Consider the following 25,278-nt stretch of genomic DNA (forward strand, 5'->3'; position numbering starts at 1 on the left):
CGAGGCAGCTCACCACCTAACTATGTCTTATCAACAATATTTTGTGAAGGATATTTATAATATAAAGACACATCAGAAACGATATTCCACACTCAACATGGCAGATGTATTATGGTATCCATGTTCTCCAAGTTGAATGCCTGCATCAGCCCGGAATGCTACTTCTGGTGTTATCATTCCCACAACACCACCATTTATTTCTCCGATATCACGCGCACCATCCTGGTATATACTTACACCATTCATACTGGTGCCGAAAACACGACTATTGTGCAACCAGTGTGCCTCCACAAATGGTCTGAACGGAACCGCATACCGCGTATTTTTACCGTTTTTACTGGTAAGCCATGTTCTTGCTCCCAGGCGGGTGAGAATATTTCCGTTACCGGTATTTTCAATACTGGTTCCGTTACTTTCATGATATTTGTCTGATTTTACATTCATCCGGACAACCTGAAGCTGCGGCTGAACATACCATTCATGACTTCCCTTGTAATTGTCGGTAAACTCTCCAGCCTTCCATGAATATCCTGCTTCCAGAGATACCGTAAACCCTTTTGACTTCCATGACTCAGCAGGCAGCCGTTCTCCATTTATATGATTATCAAACCAGCTGTATTGCAGCCAGCTATCAAGATAAGAACCATTGTGTGTTTCATCATTGGCATACCATGTTGCATAAAGACCCGCTGTGTATCCATTCATTCTTCCTTCCGAATGGTATCCGGTGCTCAGGGCATTCGTACTGTTATTATTATGACCATAGCCAGCCATCATACCTGTATGCCAGCGATCGGTACCATTCAGGCTCCACTGAGCTATATCTCCCCCTATTAACACAACGTAGCTATTCCCCCGGGTTCTCAGCTGACTACTGTTGTCACGCCAGCGATTATGTTTTCCTTTATTATACATCCAGATACCTGCTTCATTTTCTTCTCCTGTCATGTGGCTGATATACAACTCCTGTCCCTGTCGTTCATACAGATTCGTTACAAACAGATTATTTGCAGCAGCAATACTGGCAACATAGCTACCTGCCTCAGGACGCAAATTATTATCATGGTTTTCCGGTACAGCTTCAGGTTGTGGTACAGGAATGTCTTTTCTGCTAATCAGATACCAGTTAGTGCTGTTAATCCCCTGACCACGTTTCAGTATGTAATCATAAGCTCCGGCTGTAATACGTTCCGTCTGAATGAATTCAGCATTATCAGCATTGCCACTGACGTGAATCACTTCAATCCCATTAAGTGTCTCTGCACCAGTACCACCGGCCTGAGTAACAGCGACACGGGTACGGCCACTGGCATTACCTTTAATCACCAGACGATCTGTTTTCGAATTGTCACCACCTGTTTCTGTCTGGAGGAGAATAAGTCCATTTCTGCCAGTGTAATTCCCTCCGACAGTCAGTATATTACCCGGCATATATGTAGTGAGATCGACTATACCACTATTGCTCAGATTTCCTGCAACGCCCCCAAACCCGGAGAGTTTGCCCTGCTCTTCAACAATGACCTGGTTACTGCCGAGCATCACCGGTGAATCTGCGTTCCCCAGTATCACTGTCCCCTGAATAATATCTGTCATCCCGGTCCATTTTGCGTTATCGCTAATGTTCAGTGCACCTGCTCCCGTCTTGCGAACATTACCATAACCACTGATATTGTTGGTAAGCTGCCATGCTGATGTACTGTTCAGAGTTAATGTGCCATAGTTATCAACAAAGGCTGTCCCCAGATTATCAGCCGTGGATACAGCCAAATGAGCCCCCTTATTCACGGTAAAAACACCGGAAAAATTACGATTATTACCCGTTATATCAAGCATTCCCCCATTTATGTTCAGAGAACCATCCCCTGCAATAGTACCTGCAGATTCTCCTCCATTATTCAGTATCAGGCTTCCGCCATGAATGTTCAGCACAGAGCCTGCAGCCGTCAGTAGTTTGCTTATTGTCTGAGGATACCCATTCATATCCAGTTCTGCGCCACGGGATAAATATAAATACTCAGTCCGACCAAGAGCATCAGGTGCAGCAAGAATTAATACGCCAGATTTAACCTCTGTATTTCCTGTATAATTGTTTGTTGCAGAAAGTATAAGAGTACCATTACCTGATTTTGTCAGACTTTTGCCGTCCCAGCCATCATATAATAAAGGTGAAAGATTATCGGAAAGAGAAACGCCTATGTTCAGAGTGGCATCTTTTTCTATATTAAAGGTTCCATATCCCATGCCTTTTGTATTATTCCATCTCAGCATGGATATCAGTTTGTTATCGTCGTCATTTAAAGACGTATAAACATAACTTTCAGCACCTTCTGTCAGTAATACATTGTATTGTACAATGTGACTATTATCAGCGATCGAGATACCTGTGTCTGACGACAATAATGTGTAATAGTCCTGAGTCCAGTTCTTAATTGATGTGTCTATATTAAGCCATGAATCACTTTTTAATGTAATAGTATTTGCGTGAACATTAGCATTTCCTACAGACAGGTTCATAGATGCGTCTTCATCAATACTTATATTTCCGTTAAAAATGGAGTTCTTGCCTGACAGATAAACAGATGAGCCATTCCCAATCATTAGCCCACCATTAATTGCTGTTGCGTTATTGATGTTTTTAATAATTAATTCATTTGTACCATTAACAGGTATACTAGCTAGTTTAATATCACCATTAATCACAGAATCTGAATAAATATCTAATGAATTATACCCGCCAGAAAAAATTATTGATGTATTATAAGCATCTTTTTGGCTATTATATAATCCTGAAAGATTACCATGATTATTAATATGGATATCTTCTCCATAAACAGAGCAACCACCGTCGGGGCCATATCCCCCCTGAACAATACCGTTATTATTCAAAGTGATTTGATTTCCAGAAATAGCATCTCCCCCTTGTTTTATTCCATATCCTCCAGATATCATGTTGTCGTTAGTAATGAAAAGATTACTACCATTAATACCATCACCACCGTTTACGCCATTACCGCCCAATATTCCTCCGGAATTATGCACTGTAATATTGCTACCGGTTACACCGGAACCACCTGTCCCACCTACATCATCACCTCCGTATATACTTCTGTAATTATCAACTATAATATCATCCCCGCTTAACCCTGCACCTCCGCTACTTCCTGAGCCACCAAGACCATTACCCCCATATACATTTCTGTAATTGTTTATAGATATTTTGTTGCCACTAACAGCAATTCCACCATTATATCCATCTCCTCCCCAAACACTACCATTATTATTTAGCGTAAAGTTTTCACCGTAGACACCTGCACCACCGATTGATGTATTGCTTGTTCCTCCTTTGATGTTAATACTGCTTTCAACAGATAGTATATTTTGAGTATAACTTGTTTTATACGGCACGCTGATATTAAGCGCCGCGTTTCCATCAACACCTGTAATACTCCTGGTTATACTTTTAGGTATACCATTACCATTCAGTTGTATTGTTTGCGCACCAGAAAAATGAGACTGCACAGAATAAATTATACTGACCAGAAATTGTAAAATTCGTATATTCTTATTCATACTGTTTTTTCTTTAGTGATGCATTTTTTATCAACCTGGATTTGCCCCTATATTTCCAGACACCTGTTATCACTTAACCCATTACTGGCTTGCTGCCGTAGATATTCCCGTGGCGAGCGATAACCCAGTGCACTATGCGGATGCCATTCGTTATAATGCTCGAATGCCTCTGCAAGGTTCTTTGCTGCCGTTAACCCGTCTGGTTTGGGCATGACACTGATGTAGTCACGCTTTATCGTTTTCACGAAGCTCTCTGCTATGCCGTTACTCTCCGGACTCCGCACCGCCGTGTTCTTCGGTTCAAGCCCCAACATCCGGGCAAACTGCCGTGTTTCATTAGCCCGGTAGCATGAACCATTATCCGTCAGCCACTCTACTGGAGACGCCGGAAGCTCGTTGCCGAAACGGCGTTCCACCGCTCCCAGCATGACGTCCTGTACTGTTTCACTGTTGAAGCCGCCCGTAGTGACCGCCCAGTGCAGTGCCTCACGGTCACAGCAGTCCAGCGCGAACGTGACTCGCAGTTTTTCTCCGTTATCACAGCGGAACTCGAACCCGTCAGAGCACCATCGCTGATTACTTTCTTTCACAGCCACTCTGCCGGTATGTGCCCGTTTCGATGGCGGTACAGCGGGTTTTCGCTCAAGCAACAGCGCATTCTGGCGCATGATCCGGTAAATACGTTTGGCATTGATCGCAGGCATACCATCAAGTTCGGCCTGTCTGCGAAGCAGCGCCCATACCCGACGATAACCATATGTGGGCAGCTCTCCGATAACATGGTGTATACGGAGAAGCACATCCGTATCATCTGAGTGACGGCTGCGGCGACCATCTTTCCAGTCATCGGTTCGTCTGAGAATGACGTGCAACTGCGCACGCGACACCCGGAGACAACGGCTGACTAAGCTTACTCCCCATCCCCGGGCAATAAGGGCGCGTGCGCTATCCACTTTTTTGCACGCCCGTATTCAACGGCTTCTTTAAGGAGTTCATTTTCCATCGTTTTTTTGCCGAGCAGGCGCTGGAGTTCTTTAATCTGCTTCATGGCGGCTGCAAGTTCAGAGGCAGGAACGACCTGTTCTCCTGCGGCCACAGCAGTAAGACTTCCCTCCTGGTATTGCTTGCGCCAGAGAAATAACTGGCTGGCTGCCACACCGTGTTGCCGGGCAACAAGGGAGACTGTCATTCCCGGTTCAAAACTCTGCTGAACAATAGCGATCTTTTCCTGTGTAGTACGCCGTCTGCGTTTCTCCGGTCCTAAGACATCAATCATCTGCTCTCCAATGACTAGTCTAAAAACTAGTATTAAGACTATCACTTAAATAAGTGATATTGGTTGTCTGGAGATTCAGGGGGCCAGTCTAATTTATTATAGAGTATATATATGTACTGCGTTTAAATCATGAAGACGACAACCTGTTTTACATAAATTATTCCTAAGTATTTTTCCAGAGAAGACCTAGGTATAATGATGTGCACTGTCTGGTTTTCTTACAACTGACTTAGCGATCTGCATATCCGTGATAACGCCTGAATAAATAGGACGAGAGAACTCTTAACCAAATAATCTAACACTTTTAATCGACAGGAATTAAAAACCCGGGGAGGTTAAAAAAACACAAAAAAATGGATGTTTATTCAACTCTGGTTACGGGTAGTGACTCCAACTTACTGATAGTGTTTTATGTTCAGATAATGCCCGATGACCTTGTCATGCAGCTCCACCGATTTTGAGAACGACAGTGACTTCCGTCCCAGCCTTGCCAGATGTTGTCTCAGATTCAGATTATGTCGCTCAATGCGCTGAGTGTAACGCTTGCTGATAACGTGCAGCTTTCCCTTCAGGCGTGATTCATACAGCGGCCAGCCATCCGTCATCCATACCACGACCTCAAAGGCCGACAGCAGGCTCAGAAGACGCTCCAGTGTGGCCAGAGTGCGTTCACCGAAAACGTGCGCCACAACTGTCCTCCGTATCCTGTCATACGCGTAAAACAGCCAGCGCTGACGTGATTTAGCACCGACGTAGCCCCACTGTTCGTCCATTTCAGCGCAGACAATCACATCACTGCCCGGTTGTATGCGCGAGGTTACCGACTGCGGCCTGAGTTTTTTAAGTGACGTAAAACCGTGTTGAGGCCAACGCCCATAATGCGGGCAGTTGCCCGGCATCCAACGCCATTCATGGCCATATCAATGATTTTCTGGTGCGTACCGGGTTGAGAAGCGGTGTAAGTGAACTGCAGTTGCCATGTTTTACGGCAGTGAGAGCAGAGATAACGCTGATGTCCGGCGGTGCTTTTGCCGTTACGCACCACCCCGTCAGTAGCTGAACAGGAGGGACAGCTGATAGAAACAGAAGCCACTGGAGCACCTCAAAAACACCATCATACACTAAATCAGTAAGTTGGCAGCATCACCCATATGTTAATCCGGCTGCTGCCTTGCGTTTTCACTCAGGATGCTGGGTTATAGCTGCAGTGATGTGCACGATCGCTGGGTTGATAAAATTCATTACAACAGACGACGTATATTTACCAGTAAAACTAATCCCAATGCACTCGTCCAACCAGAAGTGAAACAGCTGGCAATCATAGAACTTATACACAAAGAGTATCCACTTATGAAGTTACCACATGTATTGGTGTCTGCTGTACATTATTATATAAATGGAAAAATCAAGTTATCGTCAACAGTGCTTACCTTACCATGCTTAAACAATAGCTAGTATAAGTATGGCTCTGGTAGCTTTAGGAAAGACGCCTATCATGTCCCTACAATTTTGTAGTTCTGAGAGTTACTAACTGAAATAGTAACTCTCGTTTCAATAATTTAAATTTACTTTAATGCAGGTGTTTTTGATTACAGAAACACCAAACATCATACATTCTCTTCACAACTTCGCAGCAATAAAATCCATGGCAATCGCGCTGAAGACTGTAACGTTTTCCATAGCGTTGTCGCATCCAGTGTTCGAAAATAGACTGCATAATAATCCTTTTAACCCATATTCTAGATGCTTGAAGTGAATGAGAATCATTGTTGTCTTTATTCATGAAAACTTTACACCATGTGAAAATTACCGAATAAACAATATATTATACAGTGGTTTCCTTTTCTGTGATTAGTTTTCTGATAGCCTGAATACCCCCATTTATAAAGACACATGATATTATAGATATGAAGATGTTCTTCAGTTCTTATTAGATAAATTACATTCAAAACATTATATCCTCAATATCGTTGATGCTTGTGTAACTAAGATTTATATTTCTTTACCTGATGGTGTTAATATTTCAACTCCATTGTATATACGAGCTTTACACGTTACAAAAATTTCCATGCAAACTTCTAATTGGTAGAAAAAATCGAATTAACAACACAAACAAATAGAATATATTTTATAGTTAACATGATTTTTCACTTAGTAAGAAAGTAACCCGCCCTGAATATCGTTGACATGTTCCTGACTTAAATCCGGAGAACGTGACGATGACTGAGTTCAAACGCCCCCAACGTGATTATCCTCTAAAATAGCCGTTGTTGACCTGGTTGAAAAAGGTGAGGAGGAAATAGCCTGTGACTCGGACTGCTCTCCCCTCCCCGAGCAAAGAATCAGGGAACGTGAACCGCAGTTTTAGCTGGTGAACCAGAAAGCTGAGTTTCTTAGCTGGTTAACAATGAATCGCCACGGATAATTTAGACACTTCCGAGCCGTTGATAATACTGGTTTTCATATTCTGTCGGTGACATCTGATCGCTGGAACCATGCCGACGCTTACTGTTATAAAACATTTCGATGTAATCAAAAATATCGCTGCGGGCTTCTTCCCGCGTTCCGTAGATCTTTTTCTTTATCCGTTCGCGTTTCAACAACTGGAAAAAGCTTTCTGCAACCGCATTATCATGGCAGTTACCGCGACGGCTCATGCTGCCCTCCAGGCCGTGTGATTTCAGGAACGACTGCCATTCATTGACTGCCCTGATCCGAATGAACCAGCACCTGTTTTTGGGGATTACGCCGCCATACAGCCATCAGCAGTGCGTTCAGGACAATGTCTTTTGTCATCCGGGATTGCATGGACCAGCCGATAATTTTGCGTGAGAACAGATCAACAACCACGGCAAGATACAGCCAGCCTTCGTGGGTCCTTAGTAGAGTAAGAGGCAGGGCGTAGTCGGACTATTTCCCTGCCTCTCCTCCCCGAACCGGACGTGCACCTTTCAGCGCATCCGGCTCTCCATTTAAATGCTGGCGAACGCCATTGCCACTTCTGTAAAGCGCGATGTATACGTGTTTCTGGTCTCCGTCCTCAGATAGGGATTACCTTCGGGTAGCCGCCAGCGGAACAGCTTCTTGCCTTGCCCCACCAACCGGTACAGTATTTCGCCGCTGAGCTTGCCGTGATTGGTTTTACCAAATAAAACCCACGTTTTGCTCTGACCCGGTTTCGGTGATTTACACCACCACCTCATCAGGAAAGCGATACCTGTACGGTATTTGCGGGCCAGCCAGTGAGCCAGCTTCCAGAACACGACACGGTCGATATAACTGAAGACTTTGGCCTTAAAATCAACGAACTGATAGAACATGGCCCAGCCTTTCAGTTTTCGGTTGAGTTGTTCAGCCATATCGACTTTGCTTTCACTGTAGTTGCCTGATAACAGTGCTGTCAGCGATGCGGCGAAGTTTCTGGCTTTCTCCTGCGGGATCGTTGAGACCACTCGCATCTCGCCATAACGACTGCGTTTGCGAATGATCCTGTGCCCCAGAAAGATAAAGCCGTCATTAACATGGGTGATTTTAGTCTTATCCATGTTCAGCCTGAGTTTCAGACTGCCTTCGAGCACACCCCGACACTCCTCCCTGATGGCTTCCGCCTGTGCTTTGGTGCCTTTGACGATGAGGACAAAATCATCGGCATAGCGGCAGTACGCCACCGCGGGTTTCCACTGCCAGTTTTCTCTGACCGCCGTACTTCGGCCCCGTTGGATACTGTTATTCCAGTACCACCGATCTTTTCTGGCTTTCCCGCTCAGGTAGCGCTCATGCAGGTATTGATCGAACTCATTCAGCATGATGTTCGATAATAGCGGCGATATAACACCGCCCTGTGGCACACCTTCACTGGCCGCCCGAAAGAGACCGACATCGATATGTCCCGCCTTGATGGTTTTCCACAGCAGAGTCATGAAACGTGCGTCACTGATCCTGCGGCGTACAGCCTTCATCAGCAGTCGATGATGTACGGTGTCGAAGTAACTGGACAGGTCGCCTTCAATCACCCAGCGTCCCCGGGTTTCACCACAGTCCGTGAGCTGTAATTTCACCGTGCGGATCGCGTGGTGGACACTGCGCTCAGGCCGGAAGCCATATGAGAGCGTATGAAAATCACTCTCCCATATCGGCTCCATCGCCATCAGCATGGCCCGCTGAACAATACGATCCCGCAACGCGGGGATACCCAGTGGTCGCAGTTTGCCGTTGCTTTTAGGGATGTAAACCCGTCTGGCGGGCAAGGGCTGGTAGTGGCCTGAGAGTAATTCATCCCTGAGGATTTGCAGCTCAACAGCCAGTCTGGCCTGTAGCATTGTTTTGTTCACGCCATCAACGCCGGGGGTATGGGCCCCCTTTGATGAAAGCGTGATCCGCGCCGCTTCAGCCAGCCATTCTGGTTGTGTTATCAGACGCAGCAGCCGTTGAATCCGTAGGGACGGATCGGTGACTGCCCATGTGGCAAGCTTGCGTTGCATTTCGCTGATTATCAAAGGTCTTCACCTAGTTAGGTCAGTTAATTCACGTCGCAAACACATTCAAACTGCTTCCCTTCGCCATGTAATGGGCTTTCCCCATCGCGGACTACTACGGAAGCTCCGCCAGCCAGCGCGTCATCGGAGCCATGCCCCCTTAACATCCGTCGCTGACCTTCCCCGGTTTACCTGCCTGGACTCAGGCATACTGAGGAGGCTGCCCGTCGCACTCTTTATCCTTGCTTGCCGCAAGTTGGCAGAAGTCAGCAACGCAAGCGTGATAGACGCTGCTGCCCCGGTGTTTCGCATACATGTCAAAACACCTTCGACCGGCAGTGCTTACGTATCACTGCCAGTTCCTCCTGCACGGCCTGTCAGATCACGTAGGCCGTGGTGACGTTTTCAACCCACAGAGGCGGATTAATCACGTAGGCCGTGGTGACGTTTTCAACCCACAGAGGCGGATTAACGGGTTCATGTTCTTCAGCCTTTCAGTACTTAACCTTGAGGATCATCTCGGCTTAGTGATCTCGCCTCAATCCCCGTTGTCAGCGGGTTACATCACCCTGCGGGCATGCCGCAGGTCACTGCCGCTCAGGTTCTCCACCGTCACACCCGGTGGGATTGTTGGGTTTCTCATCGTGAGTTACCGGTTCAATATTCCAGACAGACTCGCGGTTCATTTAAGCATCCATGCCCGCCCTGAACTCCGGGCACACTATAGGTCACATCACCGCACCACACCTGATTTGGCTCGGTCACGGCGAACTGCCGTTCAAGGTAGTTAGGGATAGCAACATGTTCATGACCACCACGTTTATACCGGTGAGTCGGCTGCTGACAGCTGACCAGCCCCAGCTCTTTCATGAGCCTGCCAGCAAGCCAGCGTCCCATCTGGTAGCCTCTCCGGGTTGCCATTGTGGCGATGCTTCTTGCTCCGGCCGAACCGTGGCTGATGCCATGTAGCTCAAGTACCTGACTGCGTAATACAGCCCGTCTGCCGTCTGGTTTTTCAGGACGGTTTTTCCAGTATCTGTAGCTGCTGCGATGAACCCCGAACACATGGCAGAGTGTGACCACAGGATAATGCGCTCTGAGTTTCCCGATTATCGAGAACTGTTCAGGGAGTGTGACATCAAGAGCGGCGTACTTCGCAAAGCTGTCCGACTGAGGTACGCCTTTATCCGTGACAACACCTGTTGCTGGCCTGTTCGCCTGCTCTGTCGGGTGCTGGATGTTCATCCCAGTGGTTTTTACGCCTGGCTTCAGCAGCCGCATTCACAACGCCATCAGGCAGACCTGAGGCTGACAGGGCAGATTAAACAGTTCTGGCTGGAATCGGGATGCGTCTATGGTTATCGCAAAATCCATCTGGATCTGCGGGACAGCGGGCAACAGTGCGGAGTGAACAGAGTCTGGCGACTGATGAAACGTGTCGGGATAAAGGTTCAGGTCGGATACCGGAGCCCGCGGGCACGTAAAGGCGAGGCCAGTATCGTGTCGCCCAACAGGCTCCAGCGACAGTTCAATCCGGATGCTCCGGATAAGCGTTGGGTAACGGACATAACCTACATCAGGACCCACGAAGGCTGGCTGTATCTTGCCGTGGTTGTTGATCTGTTCTCACGCAAAATTATCGGCTGGTCCATGCAATCCCGGATGACAAAGGACATTGTCCTGAACGCACTGCTGATGGCTGTATGGCGCCGTAATCCCCAAAAACAGGTGCTGGTTCATTCGGATCAGGGCAGTCAATGAATGGCAGTCGTTCCTGAAATCACACGGCCTGGAGGGCAGCATGAGCCGTCGCGGTAACTGTCATGATAATGCGGTTGCAGAAAGCTTTTTCCAGTTGTTGAAACGCGAACGGATAAAGAAAAAGATCTACGGAACGCGGGAAGAAGCCCGCAGCGATATTTTTGATTACATCGAAATGTTTTATAACAGTAAGCGTCGGCATGGTTCCAGCGATCAGATGTCACCGACAGAATATGAAAACCAGTATTATCAACGGCTCGGAAGTGTCTAAATTATCCGTGGCGATTCAGACCCGTTGGGAATTAGCTTATAAAAAGGATGCGTCTCATGTAATGGCTGAGTTACTCAATACACTGCAATGAATGTACTCCATGAGCACAGCCTCGTTTACCGGTGAGGTGAATAAGGTTGCAAATGTGGCAGCCCATGCCGTGGTGAATGTCACACTGGCGGTGGCACAGGGAAATAATGCCCTTGTCGGTGCCGCAGGTGCTGCCACCGGCGAGGTGGTAGGAATGATCGCCACACAGATGTACGGTAAGCCGGTGAGTGAACTGAGCGAGACAGAGAAGCAGACGGTCTCAACACTGGCAACGGTTGCTGCCGGCCTGGCTGGTAGTGTAGCTGGAGTGTGTGGCGATGATGCCTGTCTTCAGGATGCGCTGGAGCACACTGCTTATTTCGCGAAAGAGTACACCAAAGTCAACGGCATCAATGAGCGCTTTGGTTTGTTCGTAATTTTTCACTGGCGCACCAGTAATTGCCAACTGTAACTCTAGTGATAATACCAGTATTAATTAATACAGAAACATCCGGACGCAGATGGCGTTCTGCGGGAATGATACCCGTGATAAAACATTCTGCGTGAAAGTGTTATTACTCTGAGGGGCTGTTTCATCCGGTATCAGAAGAAGTGCGCTCAGCCTTCGACAGAGACATTACCGGACTTCACAAAAGAGTATTAATGTTCAAGGGCAATAGTGCAGACGTGTTCAACATGGGTGAGATCGTGGTACAAGTCAGGCAAAGTCATCTTCTTACGAATTACTATTTTGAGATTAACCTCAATTTTACCCTTCTTAATATCCCTGATTGTTATGTTTTCAATAATGTTTTTCTGCTGATGGATGCGTGTTATCAGATTTTCGAGTGCATCGCGTTCATCAAGAATAACCCGGACTTTTACTTTTCCGGGAAACTGATCTTTAGTCTGTAAGAAAATAATGAATGGACTTAGTTTGATTGCCAATAAAAATAAAGCCGTGGAAAAAAAAGCATGAAAGTAAAAACCAGCGCCACAGGTGATTCCCACCCCGGCAGATGCCCAGACAATTGCCGCAGTCGTGAGACCTGAAATAGCATCGTCGTGTCGGTGCAGAATGACTCCCGCACCAAGAAAACCAACACCACTGATAATCTGAGCCGCTAGGCGCATAGGATCGCTACGGATATTCATCGAAATTTCAGCATAGTATTCAGCAGATTGTATTGATACAACAGTTAACACACAGCTGGCTACAGATAAAATAACGCAAGTTTTGAAGCCGACTGGTTTCCCTTTCGATTCTCTTTCCAATCCTATAATACCACCCAGAATAAATGAAATGCTGATTTTGATGATCGTAGTTAAAGGCAACAATCCTTGCTCATTGATGATGGCGGCCAGATTATTCATGCAATTACCTTAATGAAAAAAGTCTTTAACGATTAGTAGTGCGTTTTTTTCAATGGGAGATCTGCTTTGCGTTTTGAAATATCGTCCCGGAAGAATATCAGGAAGAATACGCTGACCACTGCGGCAACGCCTGCTGAAACCAGCCAAAATGTTTCCCATTGCGGTAACGCTTGTGGGCCTTGTTCCGTCACAGTGTTGTTAAATATTTGCCCGCATACGGTAGAGGCAAATAGCAAACCGACGCCGTTCGAGACGATGAATCGTAAACTTTGGGCTTGCGCTTTAATCTCTGGCGCGGCTTTACGGTCAACATAAATGTCGCCCACGGTAAAGAAAAAGTCCCAGCAAAATCCCTGCAACATCAGACCGATCAGCACAAACATCATGTTGGCATCCAGTGATGCATGAGCAAACAACAGGGTGCGGATAATCCAGCATACGGCACCCAACATGAGAGTAATTTTGAAGCCGGCTTTCAGTAAGAAAAACGAGAGCAGGAACATAAAAATGACTTCACAGGCTATGCCGACCTGCATCATTGACGCGGCGTTCTCGAATCCAAGCGCTTTTAAAAAGACTGGGATATAAGCGGAATAAGCTGTTTTAGGGATCATCAGGACAAAAATGCTGAGCATCAAAACCGAGAAACTACGGTCCTTGAAGAGTGCCAGAGCGTCCAGACATAACAGATCGCGGAGTGTAAATACGCTACCTTTTGCTTTCGGTGGTGTGTGTGGTAATGTAAAGCAGTAAAGGCCAAGCACGACACCGGAGGCTGATGCTATATACCAGGTGATGGTATTTCCGGAATAGCCCATTTCACCAATAATAAAACCGATGACCATAAAGCCAAATGTGCCGAACACACGAATAAAGGGGAAATATTTCACCCCGTTAATGTGGCTGAAACTGATACTGTTAGCCAGCGCAGTTGTTGGATAAAACAACAGACCGACTAGGAAGATCATGGTCAACGTCATACCCGTGTTTTGTGCCTCAATAAATTGTGGAACAAACAACAGTACACCAGCATTAATTAAATGCAGGATTGCCATGACTTTTTGTGACGAGAAAAAACGGTCGGCGACCATACCAATAAAGAGTGGAGAAAGAATGGTCGCCAGACCAAGCAAGGCATAAGATGAGCCAATAATGGTTGCCATACCATAGGTACTTAATACCAGTCCCATGGTCATATTCCAGGCACCCTGCATGAAATATTGTATGAACATCATAACCAGCAGACGTGGGGTTTTATTCAGGTCCATATTGCATATCCTTTATTGGTTGATACTCAGGTTAAGCCCATCCCAAGCGACAAGAATGTTCTCTTTATCGCATGCTGCTACTAGCTCATCGTGCAGGAGACCGCCGCTGTGTGAAATATGCGAGACGACAAGTTGACTTGTTTTCTTCAGGCAGTCCAGTTCCGCCAGTCTGTCCCTGGCAGCGAACACCGTTTCCAAACTCATATGGTTATTGGTACGATTTTCTCCATTAAAGCCGTAGGTACACTCCAGAACGGCCAGATCAATTTTTTTCCCTTCCAGCCACTGCCAGGTGAGCTCAGGAAACCAGCCAGAGTCATGACCGTAAAATATTGACTGGCCTTCTTTTTCGATAAACCAGGTATAACAAAGCTCCCATTTAGCATGGTTAGCCAGCAGCGGAGTTATCCGATAGCCACGGGTATCTACGGTGACGAAGGGTACCAGGCAATGAAAGGCAAAGCGCTCTGCGCTATAGCCCGGCAAAACCTCTGCCGCACCGTTAATCGCACGATCGTTACCAAAGATATTCAGCGGATGGGTAATCTCAAATCCGTAACCCTCCATTCGGCTGAAAAGATCGCCGACGTTGAAATGATCGGGATGAGTATGGGTAAACAGAAGCGACCTGATTTCAGTTGCATCCATGTCGTCGCGCAGCAGCTGTTGGCTAAATTCCGGCGCGACGTCAATCAACAGTTGATCATCAATAATCGCGGAAGAGTGTGTACGAATGTTTTTTCCCTTACGTATACGGGCTTGCTGACAGTGCTCACAACGACAAAAAGGATTGGGTATCCCTTCGGATGCCGCGGTTCCCAGAAAATGAATTTTCATGTTTCCCTCTTACTCAAAACAGAGTGTTGTTTTTTGAAAAAAAATGTAATAAGACGTTATTGGAACGTGTCAATTATTATCTTGCAAACTCAAGCCAACAACGATCTTTTTCTTTAAAAGTGATCCTCTTCAAAGATTTAAAAATTTATATTTATTTTTCAATATATTGAAATTTTAACTCATGTGTATGAGTCGTGTGGTGTTGAGAAGTGGTTATAAGGATGTGTTGATAAAATACACTTTTTTATTTTGTAACGTTCAAATTATCTTGCTGAAGATAGTTTTCTGATGAGCGCAGTGCTAGCATAAAAGCATTAGGGGAGTGATGTAAAAATGCCAACTATCAAAGACATAGCAAGAATTGCCGGTGTGTCGCATGGGACTGTCTCAAATGTGCTCAATGGCAGAGGAAATGTAAGCGTTGAGAAGATTGAAGCGGTTCAACGTGCGGCCCAAGAAGTTGGCTATCAGTTAAATGCGCAGGCTCAATCATTGAGAGCTAGCAAAAGTCAGGGAGTGGCCTTGATTCTGCCAGGCATCAATGCGGAACGTTACTATCAACTTTATCGGGGATTACACCAGGTCTTGCAACCTTCACTCTGCGAACCGATTGATCTTTACCTGACTAATGATTTGCCTAATCTGGAACTGGATATTTTACAAACGCTGGCGGCAAAGTCTTACCAGGCTATTGTCACTGTGAGTTGCTTGGATAACAGCCAGCCCTATTACGACATGCTCAGGCTCTCCCCGGAGAATGTGTTTTTTGCGTATCGTCAGCCCGCCAGTGCAGTTTGTTATTTTAGCCTTGACTACGTGACCGCAGGGGAAGAAGCTGCAAGGAGGGCACTGCAGCAGCACCCGGGTCATATTGGTGTTTTCTGTGAACCGCTGGAATTTTCCCACAGCGCGCGCTTTACTCAAGCGATACAAATGGTATGCCGAAAGTTAAGCCTGCACACAAAGCTTACAATTATACCCGCGCATGCCAGTGAAGTTAACACTGTCGCGTTTGAATTTTTCCAAGGGGTCATACCCGATCTGTTTATTGTTCAGGACAGTGAGAAGACGCGCGCACTGACGCAGGCGGCTTGGTTTGGAAGTTCTCAGCCCTGCCCGCCGATAGTACAACTGAGTGACAATCTTCCTGCATCTTTTGATGGAATCACCAGCTATCAGATGGATTATGCCCGCCTGGGAACAACTATTGCTGCATGTATTCGCCAACCCAAAAGTAAAAAGAAGCACCATATTCTGACGAATTGCGGTTTTTCTTGGAATGGACAATGCGCTCCGTCTCATGAGACCGAGACGACACTGAATATGTTAATTTTGCCCAGCCCTTCGACCGATGCGCTGAAGAAATTGTTACCCCACTTTTATCGTCAGACCGGCATTAAGGTTAATCTTGCGGTTTATCCGTATGATGAAGTTTTTGAAATTCTCTCTCATCTTCACTTGCACCCTTATTACGATTTACTGCGAATCGATATGGCGTGTTTTCCCTGGTTTGCAGAAAAAACATTATTACCGCTGGAATCGGTCTCCCCTGAGCTCCCGTTATTGCTGGATAACTTCTCTGAGCAACTTCAACAGTACTTCAGCCTGGTGAATGGGACTGCATGGGCAATTCCCTTTGATGCCAGTATGCAGCTTCTGTTTTATCGACGAGATCTGTTTGAAGATGCAACGATTAAACGGATGTTTTATGAATCCACAGGAAAAGAGTTAACTCTACCAGAGAATTTCGCACAATTTGATGAGATTGCTACTTTCTTTAGTCAACGGCATCAGCCAAAAAATAAACAGCGTCCAATGGGAACTGCGGTAACGTTGGGCAGTTCAGGACTTATTGCCACTGAGTACTTGCTGCGTTACTACGCGTTAGGTGGGCGATTGGTGCGTGAAGGCGAGCCGATACAACTTGATACTTCGCTTGCTGCCGTTGCACTCGAAGAATATCTACAACAGTTGCCTGTTGCCGTGAATATTGCCGGTGAGTGGTGGAACGATGCTGTTAAACAGTTTGAGTGTGGAAATCTCGCCATGCTGATTATGTATCTCAATTTGTTTAACGATGTTGCGCATACGACCATCGCTCCCACGATCGGCTATGCTCCCGTTCCAGGGCAGCTTCCACAATTGGGTGGTGGTTCTATTGGAATGTCTCGCTACAGTAAGAAGAAAAAACAGGTTGAGCAGTTTTTTCATTGGCTTTATTCCGATGAAATTTCGCGTCATCTGGTTCTGTTGGGGGGCAACAGCGCTTGGTCTGGAATATGTCACGATCAAAACGTTCTCAATCTCTACCCGTGGTTTAATTTGCTGAATGAAAAAGGCATGAAGGGAATACGTGAGTCTCAGGGAAGTCAAGGTGAGCCTTTTAACCTGCGTCAGGCAGAGATTATCATTGGGCAAGGGGTGACGAATGCGATTAACGGCATTATGAACGTCAATCAGGCTGTGGAATATATCAATGCACGGATCAGAAACGAAACGGGGGCCTGAAAATGTGACACCTCGAGCCTGTCCATCATTCGGTGTAAATGTCTTTCTCAGAAGTGACCGTCAGGGCGGTCACCGAATTCGATAATAAAGCGACTCATTACTATCCGCCAGTCCTGAAGTGGCATCGTCCATTTCTGTGAGGCTGACTGGATAGCCAGCCACACCACTTTTTTCACCGATTCATCTGTCGGGAACACTTTCCGTTTCTTTATCGCATGTCTGATGACGCTATTCAGCGATTCGATTGCGTTAGTGGTGTAGATAACCTTGCGGATCGCCTCCGGGTACACAAAGACGGTGGCAACATTCGGCCAGTTTGCCCGCCAGCTGCGACTTATCTGCGGGTACCGTGCATCCCATTCCTTCCCGAACGCATCCAGCGCCTGCAACGCGCCTTCTTCCGTGGCTGCGCGGTAAACCTGTTTCAGATCACGGGTTACCGCTTTATAGTCTTTCCACGCCACGAATCGCAGGCTGTTGCGTACCATATGTACTATGCACAACTGGAGCTGCGTCTCCGGGGAGACGGCATTAATCGCTTCCGGGAAGCCTTTCAGGCCGTCCACGCAGGCGATAAGGATATCGTTCAGGCTGCGATTTTTCAGTTCCGTCAGTACATTCAGCCAGAACTTTGCACCTTCATTTTCGGCCAGCCACATACCCAGCAACTCTTTCTGACCATCAAGGTTAATACCCAGAGCCAGGAACACCGCTTTGTTGATAACCCGGCTGTCCTGCCGTACTTTCAGGACAATACAGTCAAGATAAACAATGGGATAAATCGCATCCAGAGGACAGTTTTGCTATTCAACAACCTAGTCGATTACGGCATCGGTTACTTTCGATATCAGCGCTGGAGAGACGTCTGCATCGTACATTTCTTTGAAGACTGAGGTAATTTCGCGGGTAGTCATCCCTCTGGCATACAGTGCCAGGATCTGGTTGTCCATGCCGGTAATGCGGGTCTGATTTTTCTTCACCAGTTGTGGTTCGAAGGAACCATCATGATCACGTGGAGTACGTAATTCCATCGGCCCGTCGGTAGTGGTGACGGTTTTCGTGGAATTGAATCGCCACGGATAATTTAGACACTTCCGAGCCGTTGATAATACTGGTTTTCATATTCTGTCGGTGACATCTGATCGCTGGAACCATGCCGACGCTTACTGTTATAAAACATTTCGATGTAATCAAAAATATCGCTGCGGGCTTCTTCCCGCGTTCCGTAGATCTTTTTCTTTATCCGTTCGCGTTTCAACAACTGGAAAAAGCTTTCTGCAACCGCATTATCATGGCAGTTACCGCGACGGCTCATGCTGCCCTCCAGGCCGTGTGATTTCAGGAACGACTGCCATTCATTGACTGCCCTGATCCGAATGAACCAGCACCTGTTTTTGGGGATTACGCCGCCATACAGCCATCAGCAGTGCGTTCAGGACAATGTCTTTTGTCATCCGGGATTGCATGGACCAGCCGATAATTTTGCGTGAGAACAGATCAACAACCACGGCAAGATACAGCCAGCCTTCGTGGGTCCTGATGTAGGTTATGTCCGTTACCCAACGCTCATCCGGAGCATCCGGATTGAACTGTCGCTGAAGCCTGTTGGGCGACACGATACTGGCCTCGCCTTTACGAGCCCGCGGGCTCCGGTATCCGACCTGAGCCTTTATCCCGATACGTTTCATCAGTCGCCAGACTCTGTTCACTCCGTACTGTTGCCCGCGGTCCCGCAGATCTAAATGGATTTTGCGATAACCATAGACGCATCCCGATTCCAGCCAGAACTGTTTAATCTGTCCTGTCAGTCTCAGGTCTGCCTGATGGCGTTGTGAATGCGGCTGCTGAAGCCAGGCGTATAAACCACTGGGATGAACATCCAGCACCCGACAGAGCAGGCGAACAGGCCAGCAACAGGTGTTGCCCAATATACTCAACATGAACTAGATCTGGTTGCTGCTCAGCTAAACAACAGACCGAGAAAGACACTGAAGTTCAAAACACCGAAAGAGATAATTGAAAGGGGTGTTGCATTGACAGATTGAATCTACAACGGCTTTTTTTAATATGTCCCGTTCGTCGGTAACCCGCTTCAGCTCTTTCTGGAGACGGCGGATCTCGGCCTGAGCATCTGACTGTTCTTTATTAGTGGAAGAATCCGGACCGTACTTCGTTATCCAGGAGTAAAGGCTGTGGGTGGTGATATCGAGACGTGTTGCAACGCTGGCAACAGAATAACCGCGATCAACAACCTGTTTGACTGCTTCAATTTTAAACTCTTCGGGATAACGCTTACCACTCATGGGCACCTCTCTTTAAGTCATCTTAAATGACTCTGAGGTGTCTATTAAACCTGTGGCGATTCAGTGAGAAGCCTCGCCCGACAGGGCGGGGAGCAGTCACTATGGATTTTCTTTGGCGCGGTCTGGCCATTAGGGGTCATGTTTGCTGCAACGTTTCTTCTGATGTGGATATTCACCCTTCCAGGTGATTTCTATAGAAAAAAAGCCAGACATTGATACAATCGCTGCGGGTGCTTGAGGCTATCTGCTTCAGGCATTACCCGAAAAGCAGATAGAAGAAAGCCCCAGATAACATTACGCGTCCTGCAAGACGCTTAACATTAATCTGAGGCAATATCTATGCTTAGCATACGTAGATTAGCCTCTTACCGACCAAAAGGTCAAGGAGAAGCAGGCTATGAAGCAGCAAAAAGCGATATTAATCGCTCTGATCGTCATCTGTTTAACCGTCATTGTGACGGCACTGGTAACGAGGAAAGACCTCTGCGAGGTACGAATCCGAACCGGCCAGACGGAGGTCACTGTCTTCATAGCCTACGAATCTGAAAGGTAAGAGACCTGGCGGGGAGAGATCCCATAAGCGCTAACTTAAGGGTTGAACCATCTGAAGAATGCGACGCCTCGGTGCCTCGTTAAGACGATGCCTCGCGTTCTTCAATTGCGTTTTGTAGGCTGTCAGGGATACTGTCCCACGAATGGCCACCTGTAAGCTCCAGATGACCATTTTTGTTATTCTCCACAACGAGTTAGTTCTTCTTTTCGGATCCGGCACTTCTGGGGGGGAAATCCAGCGATGGCTGGATTATGTCGTCAATTAAAAATGCGGCGAGTAGATTAGCAAATATCCACGCTTTCGCGAGTTCAGGTTCCTTTGCACGCAAAGCATCCAGGTGCAGCAAACTTTTGAGCCGCTTAAAAGCCAGTTCAATTTGCCATCGCAGACGGTAACAATCAGCCACTTGCTCTGCTGAATATTCATCTTCCGGTAATGATGTTAGCAATAGCACATGGCCCGCTGCTTCCAGCGTTTCCGCCTGAACTACTCGTCCTTTTCGACGATTCTCGCTGAGCAGTCGGGTTTTACTGATTAATGCTTTTTCGGGAGGAAGTGATACGGCAATGAGACGTGCCGGAAAGGGAGCTCCGGCTTTTTTATTACCTGAATTGCCTATCATTACAGTGGTTTCACCGTTCTTACCGCAATCCAGCCCGCGCAGAAAACCCATCATGTCAAAGCGCATTCCTTCTGCAGTTAACCAGCGCAATCCTCGCCAGTGAACCCGGACGATATAATCAGCTTCTCCAAAAGCAAGTGAGCGGATACATTCGGGACGCGAACCGAATCCCCGGTCAGCAATGCGTATCTCGTCTGCCGTTTGCGCAAATCGGTCCAGCCGTTCAGCGTCTCTGCTGTCGGTTAGCTCAAAATCAGTGAACTGACAGGTATGAGGATCATATCCCATATGTAGTCGCCATTCAGCGCTGCCGCCCCCGGGCGCACTGATTGCTGTTCCATCGACAAGACGCAATCTCTTTCCGCTTGTACAACCCGTAACTGCGGCGCGTACAGCAAGTGTTTGTGCGGCAAGTATGCCAAACCAGTCGGCGGCATTCCGCAGCCGCTTCAGGAGAGCCACGTCAGATAATGTTGCAACGTCATGGAGCTGAGCCCATGCAGTGACTTCACGTAATGACATCCCCCCGGGGCCGTAAGCCAGCCCCAGACGTAGCAGAGTTGCAGCATCACGAATTTCGCGGCGGCGGGTTAGAGCCCCGGCATTACGTGCCGAAGTATCCAGTTCTTCGGGCTTACCAATATGGGCCAGAATTGCTGACCAGTTATCGTGAGAGTAATTCATCGGCACGTTAAATCATATCAGGCGTAATACCACAACCCTTAAGTTAGCGCTTATGGGAGAGATCCCCGCCACTCTTCGTGTGTCAGGTATCCTCAATGCACCCTTTCCTCTCCAAATAAAAAAGCTCCCGAAGGAGCTTTAAAATACAAGGGATGACTCTTAATCCCACTCAATCCAGTTGTAGACGATACGAAGTGACGGGCGCACAGCGGCAGTCACATCTTCGGTACTAAAGTCGATTGCATCACTGTAGATTTTGCAGTCCAACATTTCAATTGTTGTAGCAGCTTTTGTCACAGCGTTAACCCCGGAAGATTTGGATTCAGGGGTAGCAGCCATCGTGATATCAACATAGTCCTTCGCCGCAATGCGATCCTTAATGAACTGAAGAATATCGCCTTCGATAGTCTCCACGCACTGGACCTGGATTTCCCCAGAGTTTCGAATTGGTCCGTGCTGGTTGAACTTCACACCATTCGGACCATAGTCCTCCACATTCTCTCGAGTCATTTCAGGGATTTGCGACGTGCGAACCAGTACGCTGATATCTTCATGGCCTGCAAAAGTGAGCTGGAATTCAGAAGATACCAGTCGTTCGCCTTTGGCCGCGTTGGCAGTATAGCGGCCCTTAATAAATTTACGGTTTCCCTTAGTGTTATTGTGCCCCATATAAAATCCTTTTACTGGAACGCCCGAACAATATCGGAGCTGTTATATATCGAAGAACCGGTCAACTGGAGGTTGACGGTGTTTTTCAGGAAATATCCATTACTGTCCCTTGGCGCATCGAGATCAAAACTTAAGTCCTGGATGGCGACATCGGTGATGTTGATCCGGCGACCAATGTTTAGCGTCACGCGCTCCGGGATTCGACCACCAACATTGGCCGCTTTTAGTTCCTGGCTAATCATGGCTGTCAACGCGGCGATAGCGCCTGAAACTTCAATGAATGGATTGTTCAAAGCAATGAAAGTTACAGGCAGCGTGAACGTCGGCGGAGTCCCCCCTTCCCAAACCATTAAGCTATTCCAACGGGCAACCGACGTTGTTTCAGTACCTACTTGCACAAAACCACCCAGAGTACCAGAAACAGATCCCATGGACATACCGGTAAACGGCGCTTCCCAATTCTGGGCCATGTTCATTGCCGCTCCCTGGCTGATATATCCGGTAACCTGGTACTGAGAGTTCGTTAAAGTAACTTTCAGATATGGCGATACACCGTCAGCCTGGCTGTAAACCCCATAAGCTATAGGAGCCATTCAAGTTAAAGGCCGGAGTTCTCCGGCCTCCTCCTTTAGCCAAGGCGCTTACGGCGCAGTTTCATTGACTTTTTGCGGGCAAGTTTTGCCGCGCCGGTCTGGGCTTTTCGACGCGCTTTTTTCAGCGCCGATTTTTGAGCCGCAGTCAGACGTTTTTTACGCAGGCGTTTACGGATGAGTTTGATCTCACCGTTACGAACAACCTTCTTAAATGCTTCAGTCAGCATTTCATCAGAAGTGCCAGCAACAACAAACGCCGCTTCCAGTTCGTCGCGGTCGTCGCTATCTAAACCAGCGATAGAGGCACCAACATCAGCAGCTGCGTCGTCGTCTTCATCGTCAGCCAGTGCTTCGATCAGGTCATCATCTACACCGCATGCTGCGAGGAAGTCAGCAACATTTGCCCATGCTTCGTTATAGGCATCGTCCTGTTCTTCTGTAACTTCGGAGTCGTCGTCATCAGAGATACCAGCGATAGCCTGAACGAAACCATCAAGGGAGTCGAAAGTCAGATCACCGCTATCAGCCCAGGCGAAAACGGCGTCGGCCGCATCACTCAACGCATTCTGCATAGCACTTCGATTTGCAGCTTCCAGAATCATCTGGTGCGCCTGTTCGACGGTCCATTCTTTACCGTCTTTCCCTTCCAGGATTTGCTCAGGAGCCGTGGCAGATGGAGCGTTATCGTTAGTCTGTGCCGCCGGTTCCGGATTATTATTAATAACCGGATCTGTTGTCGGTTCGGCGCTTGCTCGGGCAGACGCCATCAACTGCACAGGATCAGAGTTCAAAGCGAAACGAGACAGTCCATTCCCCAAAAATGCCCCGGATTGAAAAAAGTTTTTGCTCATTGTATTTCCTTACTTAATAAGCAGCGGTACGCCCTGGATACGACGGGCTACGCCAGTCGGGCAGCAGGCCCAGACTACTTCCCATTTATCGAATTCCGCCTGCGTAACTTTCAGCACATACGGTTCTGTACCGTCAGCATCAGGATCACGAGGAGCCACCAGAGCGCCGGAGGCGACAAAGCGATCCAAAAGTTTGGTCATCCCTTTAGTCAGGCCAGACTCAGTAATGCCGTCCGGGTTATGCTTCATCTGTCGGGCTAACTGGACAAAGAAACGGCTGATTGCGTTCATCAGGGATGGGACGTGCTGGAAATGCAGATAGTTGTCCTGCGTGCAGCAAGTTAAAGCATCATCGATGATCATCTGGCCCGAAGTACCTACAGATACTTTATTGAGTCGGCCCTTGACCATAGCTTCTTCGTCCGGGGTGTCTTCAGGATACAGCGGCTGAAGTGATGCACGAGCAATGACGGCACGTTCTTCACCAGCCGGTGAGTAATGCCAACCGCCGACATCGGAGTTTTTCTTGACGCCACGAGCTTTCGCCGCATACGCCGCGCCAGACAGACCGAAGACCACGCGGGATTGGGTCCATTTGTCTTTGCAGGAGAACGGGAAATGATAGACAGCACAGCTTACATAATCGGTACCAAGTAAACCGGTATCTTCAACAACAGAGATCGCTTCCGTGTACGTCAATGTCGGTTTGACATCAAAGAAGCCATCAATCAAGCGATCAGAACAGATATTACCTAACGCAGTGATCGCCGCATTGTCATAGCAACCCAGGCCGAGAACAGCGGTGTACATGTACGGCGCATTGTTCAGCACTTTCACCGCACGCAGGTAAGCAGCAGTGGAAATGTTCGACTGATCGCCGTTGGTACCGCCAGTGAACGCCAGCGATTTTTTATTTGTTACTTTCGCCGTCGAAATCAGCTCTTCATTAACAACCGCGCGCAGATATTTAGAACGGGCTTCCAGAGCCGTAGGCAGATAACACAAGCGGCCCATGTCATCTTTCGCTTCTTCCGCCAAAGACACAGTGTGTGTCTCCAGGGTCGTTACCACACCGAGCGAAGTCGTCTGGGTCAGTTTTAAGAGGAAGCGTTCATTACCCGCGCTGTCCGCTGTTGCCGTTTCGATGGTTAACTCACGGGTAGGAGAAATACACGGATCACCATCATCAACGTAGATAGCAAAGGCTTCGCCGCTATCAAGTTCAATTTCAGAACCGTATGGCAACGTACTGTAAGCCGGTTCGCCTGATTCATCGAACATAATAATCGGGAACTTCGCATCATCCGGAACAGCACGGACAACATAACCAGACGTTTGCTGAATAGCTTCGTACACATGGCGAATTGGTTCGAACTGTGAGCCGGAGGACGGCTTCAGCGGTTCGCCGAGAACATCTTCGTAATTGGACTCAGTAACCGCAAGAACAGTAAACGGCTTGCCACGCGCAAATACGCCAATACCAGCCCACAAGCTGCTATTTAATACAACACCGGTAGATAACGTCGCATCGGCATTGATCGGGCTAACAGCGACACCGGATGCATTACCTAATGACTGTTGAATTGAATATTGAGACATAACTTTCCCTGTTATGCGCCCCGCACGGGGCGCT

16 protein-coding genes and 5 pseudogenes are annotated in these 25,278 nt (G+C 47.5%); 5 read left to right on the plus strand and 16 right to left on the minus strand.

From position 1 onward, the window contains the following. Nucleotides 1-72: 72 nt before the first annotated feature. The 6 genes and pseudogenes from LG381_RS22080 to LG381_RS22105 all read right to left on the minus strand — a co-directional run. Complete coding sequence (locus LG381_RS22080) at nucleotides 73-3,570, minus strand: autotransporter outer membrane beta-barrel domain-containing protein (RefSeq protein ID WP_001038839.1); 3,498 nt, start codon at nucleotides 3,568-3,570, stop codon at nucleotides 73-75. A 47-nt stretch (nucleotides 3,571-3,617) separates the two neighbouring features. Then, a protein-coding gene (locus tag LG381_RS22085) for an IS3 family transposase (protein WP_085959875.1) occupies nucleotides 3,618-4,846 on the minus strand; the annotation gives its coding sequence in 2 pieces (ribosomal slippage) (nucleotides 3,618-4,531 and nucleotides 4,531-4,846; 1,230 coding nt in all). A 395-nt stretch (nucleotides 4,847-5,241) separates the two neighbouring features. Then, a protein-coding gene (locus tag LG381_RS22090; RefSeq protein WP_223400810.1) for an IS1-like element IS1X2 family transposase occupies nucleotides 5,242-5,939 on the minus strand; the annotation gives its coding sequence in 2 pieces (ribosomal slippage) (nucleotides 5,242-5,690 and nucleotides 5,690-5,939; 699 coding nt in all). Between the two features lie 1,333 nt (nucleotides 5,940-7,272). Then, nucleotides 7,273-7,738: pseudogene (locus LG381_RS22095) on the minus strand (IS3 family transposase); the annotation flags it as partial. Nucleotides 7,739-7,818: 80 nt separating this feature from the next. After that, on the minus strand, nucleotides 7,819-9,327 hold the full coding sequence (gene ltrA, locus LG381_RS22100) for a group II intron reverse transcriptase/maturase (RefSeq protein ID WP_001352025.1): 1,509 nt from the start codon (nucleotides 9,325-9,327) through the stop codon (nucleotides 7,819-7,821). A 717-nt stretch (nucleotides 9,328-10,044) separates the two neighbouring features. Continuing rightward, a pseudogene (locus LG381_RS22105) lies at nucleotides 10,045-10,467 on the minus strand (IS3 family transposase); the annotation flags it as partial. Between LG381_RS22105 and LG381_RS22110 the strand changes: the two are divergent. Together LG381_RS22110 and LG381_RS22115 are read left to right on the plus strand one after the other, a co-directional pair. Next, nucleotides 10,450-11,353: pseudogene (locus LG381_RS22110) on the plus strand (IS3 family transposase); the annotation flags it as partial. The pseudogenes LG381_RS22105 and LG381_RS22110 overlap by 18 nt on opposite strands. Nucleotides 11,354-11,453: 100 nt before the next feature. After that, a complete protein-coding gene (locus LG381_RS22115) occupies nucleotides 11,454-11,855 on the plus strand; it encodes a VENN motif pre-toxin domain-containing protein (RefSeq protein ID WP_077875119.1) in 402 nt (133 codons plus the stop codon). Nucleotides 11,856-12,043: 188 nt separating this feature from the next. On the opposite strand, the gene LG381_RS22120 is transcribed toward LG381_RS22115, so the two are convergent. Genes LG381_RS22120 through LG381_RS22130 form a run of 3 tightly spaced genes read right to left on the minus strand, consistent with a single transcriptional unit; the run spans nucleotide 12,044 to nucleotide 14,862 of the window. Further along, the gene (locus tag LG381_RS22120) at nucleotides 12,044-12,757 is read right to left on the minus strand and encodes an MgtC/SapB family protein (protein ID WP_032177315.1); all 714 of its coding nucleotides are present in this window, start codon (nucleotides 12,755-12,757) and stop codon (nucleotides 12,044-12,046) included. A gap of 32 nt (nucleotides 12,758-12,789) precedes the next feature. After that, nucleotides 12,790-14,025 (minus strand): MFS transporter, encoded by a 1,236-nt coding sequence (locus tag LG381_RS22125; RefSeq protein ID WP_032177316.1) that lies wholly within the window; start codon nucleotides 14,023-14,025, stop codon nucleotides 12,790-12,792. 12 nt (nucleotides 14,026-14,037) lie between these two features. Beyond that, entirely contained in the window at nucleotides 14,038-14,862 is an 825-nt protein-coding gene (locus LG381_RS22130; protein WP_032203560.1) for an MBL fold metallo-hydrolase, read from the minus strand. Between the two features lie 333 nt (nucleotides 14,863-15,195). Between LG381_RS22130 and LG381_RS22135 the strand changes: the two genes are divergently transcribed. Next, nucleotides 15,196-17,370, plus strand: coding sequence for an extracellular solute-binding protein (locus LG381_RS22135; RefSeq protein ID WP_032176963.1), 2,175 nt, complete (start codon nucleotides 15,196-15,198; stop codon nucleotides 17,368-17,370). Between the two features lie 47 nt (nucleotides 17,371-17,417). Here LG381_RS22135 and LG381_RS22140 read toward each other — a convergent pair. Together LG381_RS22140 and LG381_RS22145 are read right to left on the minus strand one after the other, a co-directional pair. Beyond that, nucleotides 17,418-18,434: pseudogene (locus LG381_RS22140) on the minus strand (IS256 family transposase); the annotation flags it as partial. 20 nt (nucleotides 18,435-18,454) lie between these two features. Beyond that, nucleotides 18,455-19,673, minus strand: a pseudogene (locus tag LG381_RS22145) (IS3 family transposase). A 397-nt stretch (nucleotides 19,674-20,070) separates the two neighbouring features. Between LG381_RS22145 and LG381_RS22150 the strand changes: the two are divergent. Beyond that, nucleotides 20,071-20,226, plus strand: coding sequence for a Hok/Gef family protein (locus tag LG381_RS22150; RefSeq protein ID WP_113417309.1), 156 nt, complete (start codon nucleotides 20,071-20,073; stop codon nucleotides 20,224-20,226). Between the two features lie 193 nt (nucleotides 20,227-20,419). Here LG381_RS22150 and LG381_RS22155 read toward each other — a convergent pair whose 3' ends face one another. The 3 genes from LG381_RS22155 to LG381_RS22470 form a co-directional block, all read right to left on the minus strand. Further along, on the minus strand, nucleotides 20,420-21,532 hold the full coding sequence (locus tag LG381_RS22155; RefSeq protein ID WP_001300563.1) for an IS4-like element IS421 family transposase: 1,113 nt from the start codon (nucleotides 21,530-21,532) through the stop codon (nucleotides 20,420-20,422). Between the two features lie 159 nt (nucleotides 21,533-21,691). Next, nucleotides 21,692-22,201 carry a hypothetical protein gene (locus LG381_RS22160; protein ID WP_000509940.1) on the minus strand — a complete coding sequence of 170 codons (510 nt, stop codon included), beginning with the start codon at nucleotides 22,199-22,201 and terminating at the stop codon, nucleotides 21,692-21,694. 11 nt (nucleotides 22,202-22,212) lie between these two features. Then, nucleotides 22,213-22,452, minus strand: coding sequence for a hypothetical protein (locus tag LG381_RS22470; RefSeq protein WP_306468366.1), 240 nt, complete (start codon nucleotides 22,450-22,452; stop codon nucleotides 22,213-22,215). 46 nt (nucleotides 22,453-22,498) lie between these two features. Here LG381_RS22470 and LG381_RS22475 point away from each other — a divergent pair, with 46 nt between their 5' ends. Continuing rightward, the gene (locus LG381_RS22475) at nucleotides 22,499-22,717 is read left to right on the plus strand and encodes a hypothetical protein (RefSeq protein ID WP_106505464.1); all 219 of its coding nucleotides are present in this window, start codon (nucleotides 22,499-22,501) and stop codon (nucleotides 22,715-22,717) included. Between the two features lie 112 nt (nucleotides 22,718-22,829). Here LG381_RS22475 and LG381_RS22170 read toward each other — a convergent pair whose 3' ends face one another. Beyond that, complete coding sequence (locus LG381_RS22170; RefSeq protein WP_113417652.1) at nucleotides 22,830-23,645, minus strand: hypothetical protein; 816 nt, start codon at nucleotides 23,643-23,645, stop codon at nucleotides 22,830-22,832. A 9-nt stretch (nucleotides 23,646-23,654) separates the two neighbouring features. After that, nucleotides 23,655-25,244, minus strand: a complete 1,590-nt coding sequence (locus LG381_RS22175; RefSeq protein WP_171960589.1) for a hypothetical protein — start codon at nucleotides 25,242-25,244, stop codon at nucleotides 23,655-23,657. Between the last annotated feature and the right edge of the window lie 34 nt (nucleotides 25,245-25,278).

Source organism: Escherichia sp. Marseille-Q3837, from assembly GCF_916618735.1.
In the GTDB taxonomy this organism is placed as follows: domain Bacteria; phylum Pseudomonadota; class Gammaproteobacteria; order Enterobacterales; family Enterobacteriaceae; genus Escherichia; species Escherichia ruysiae.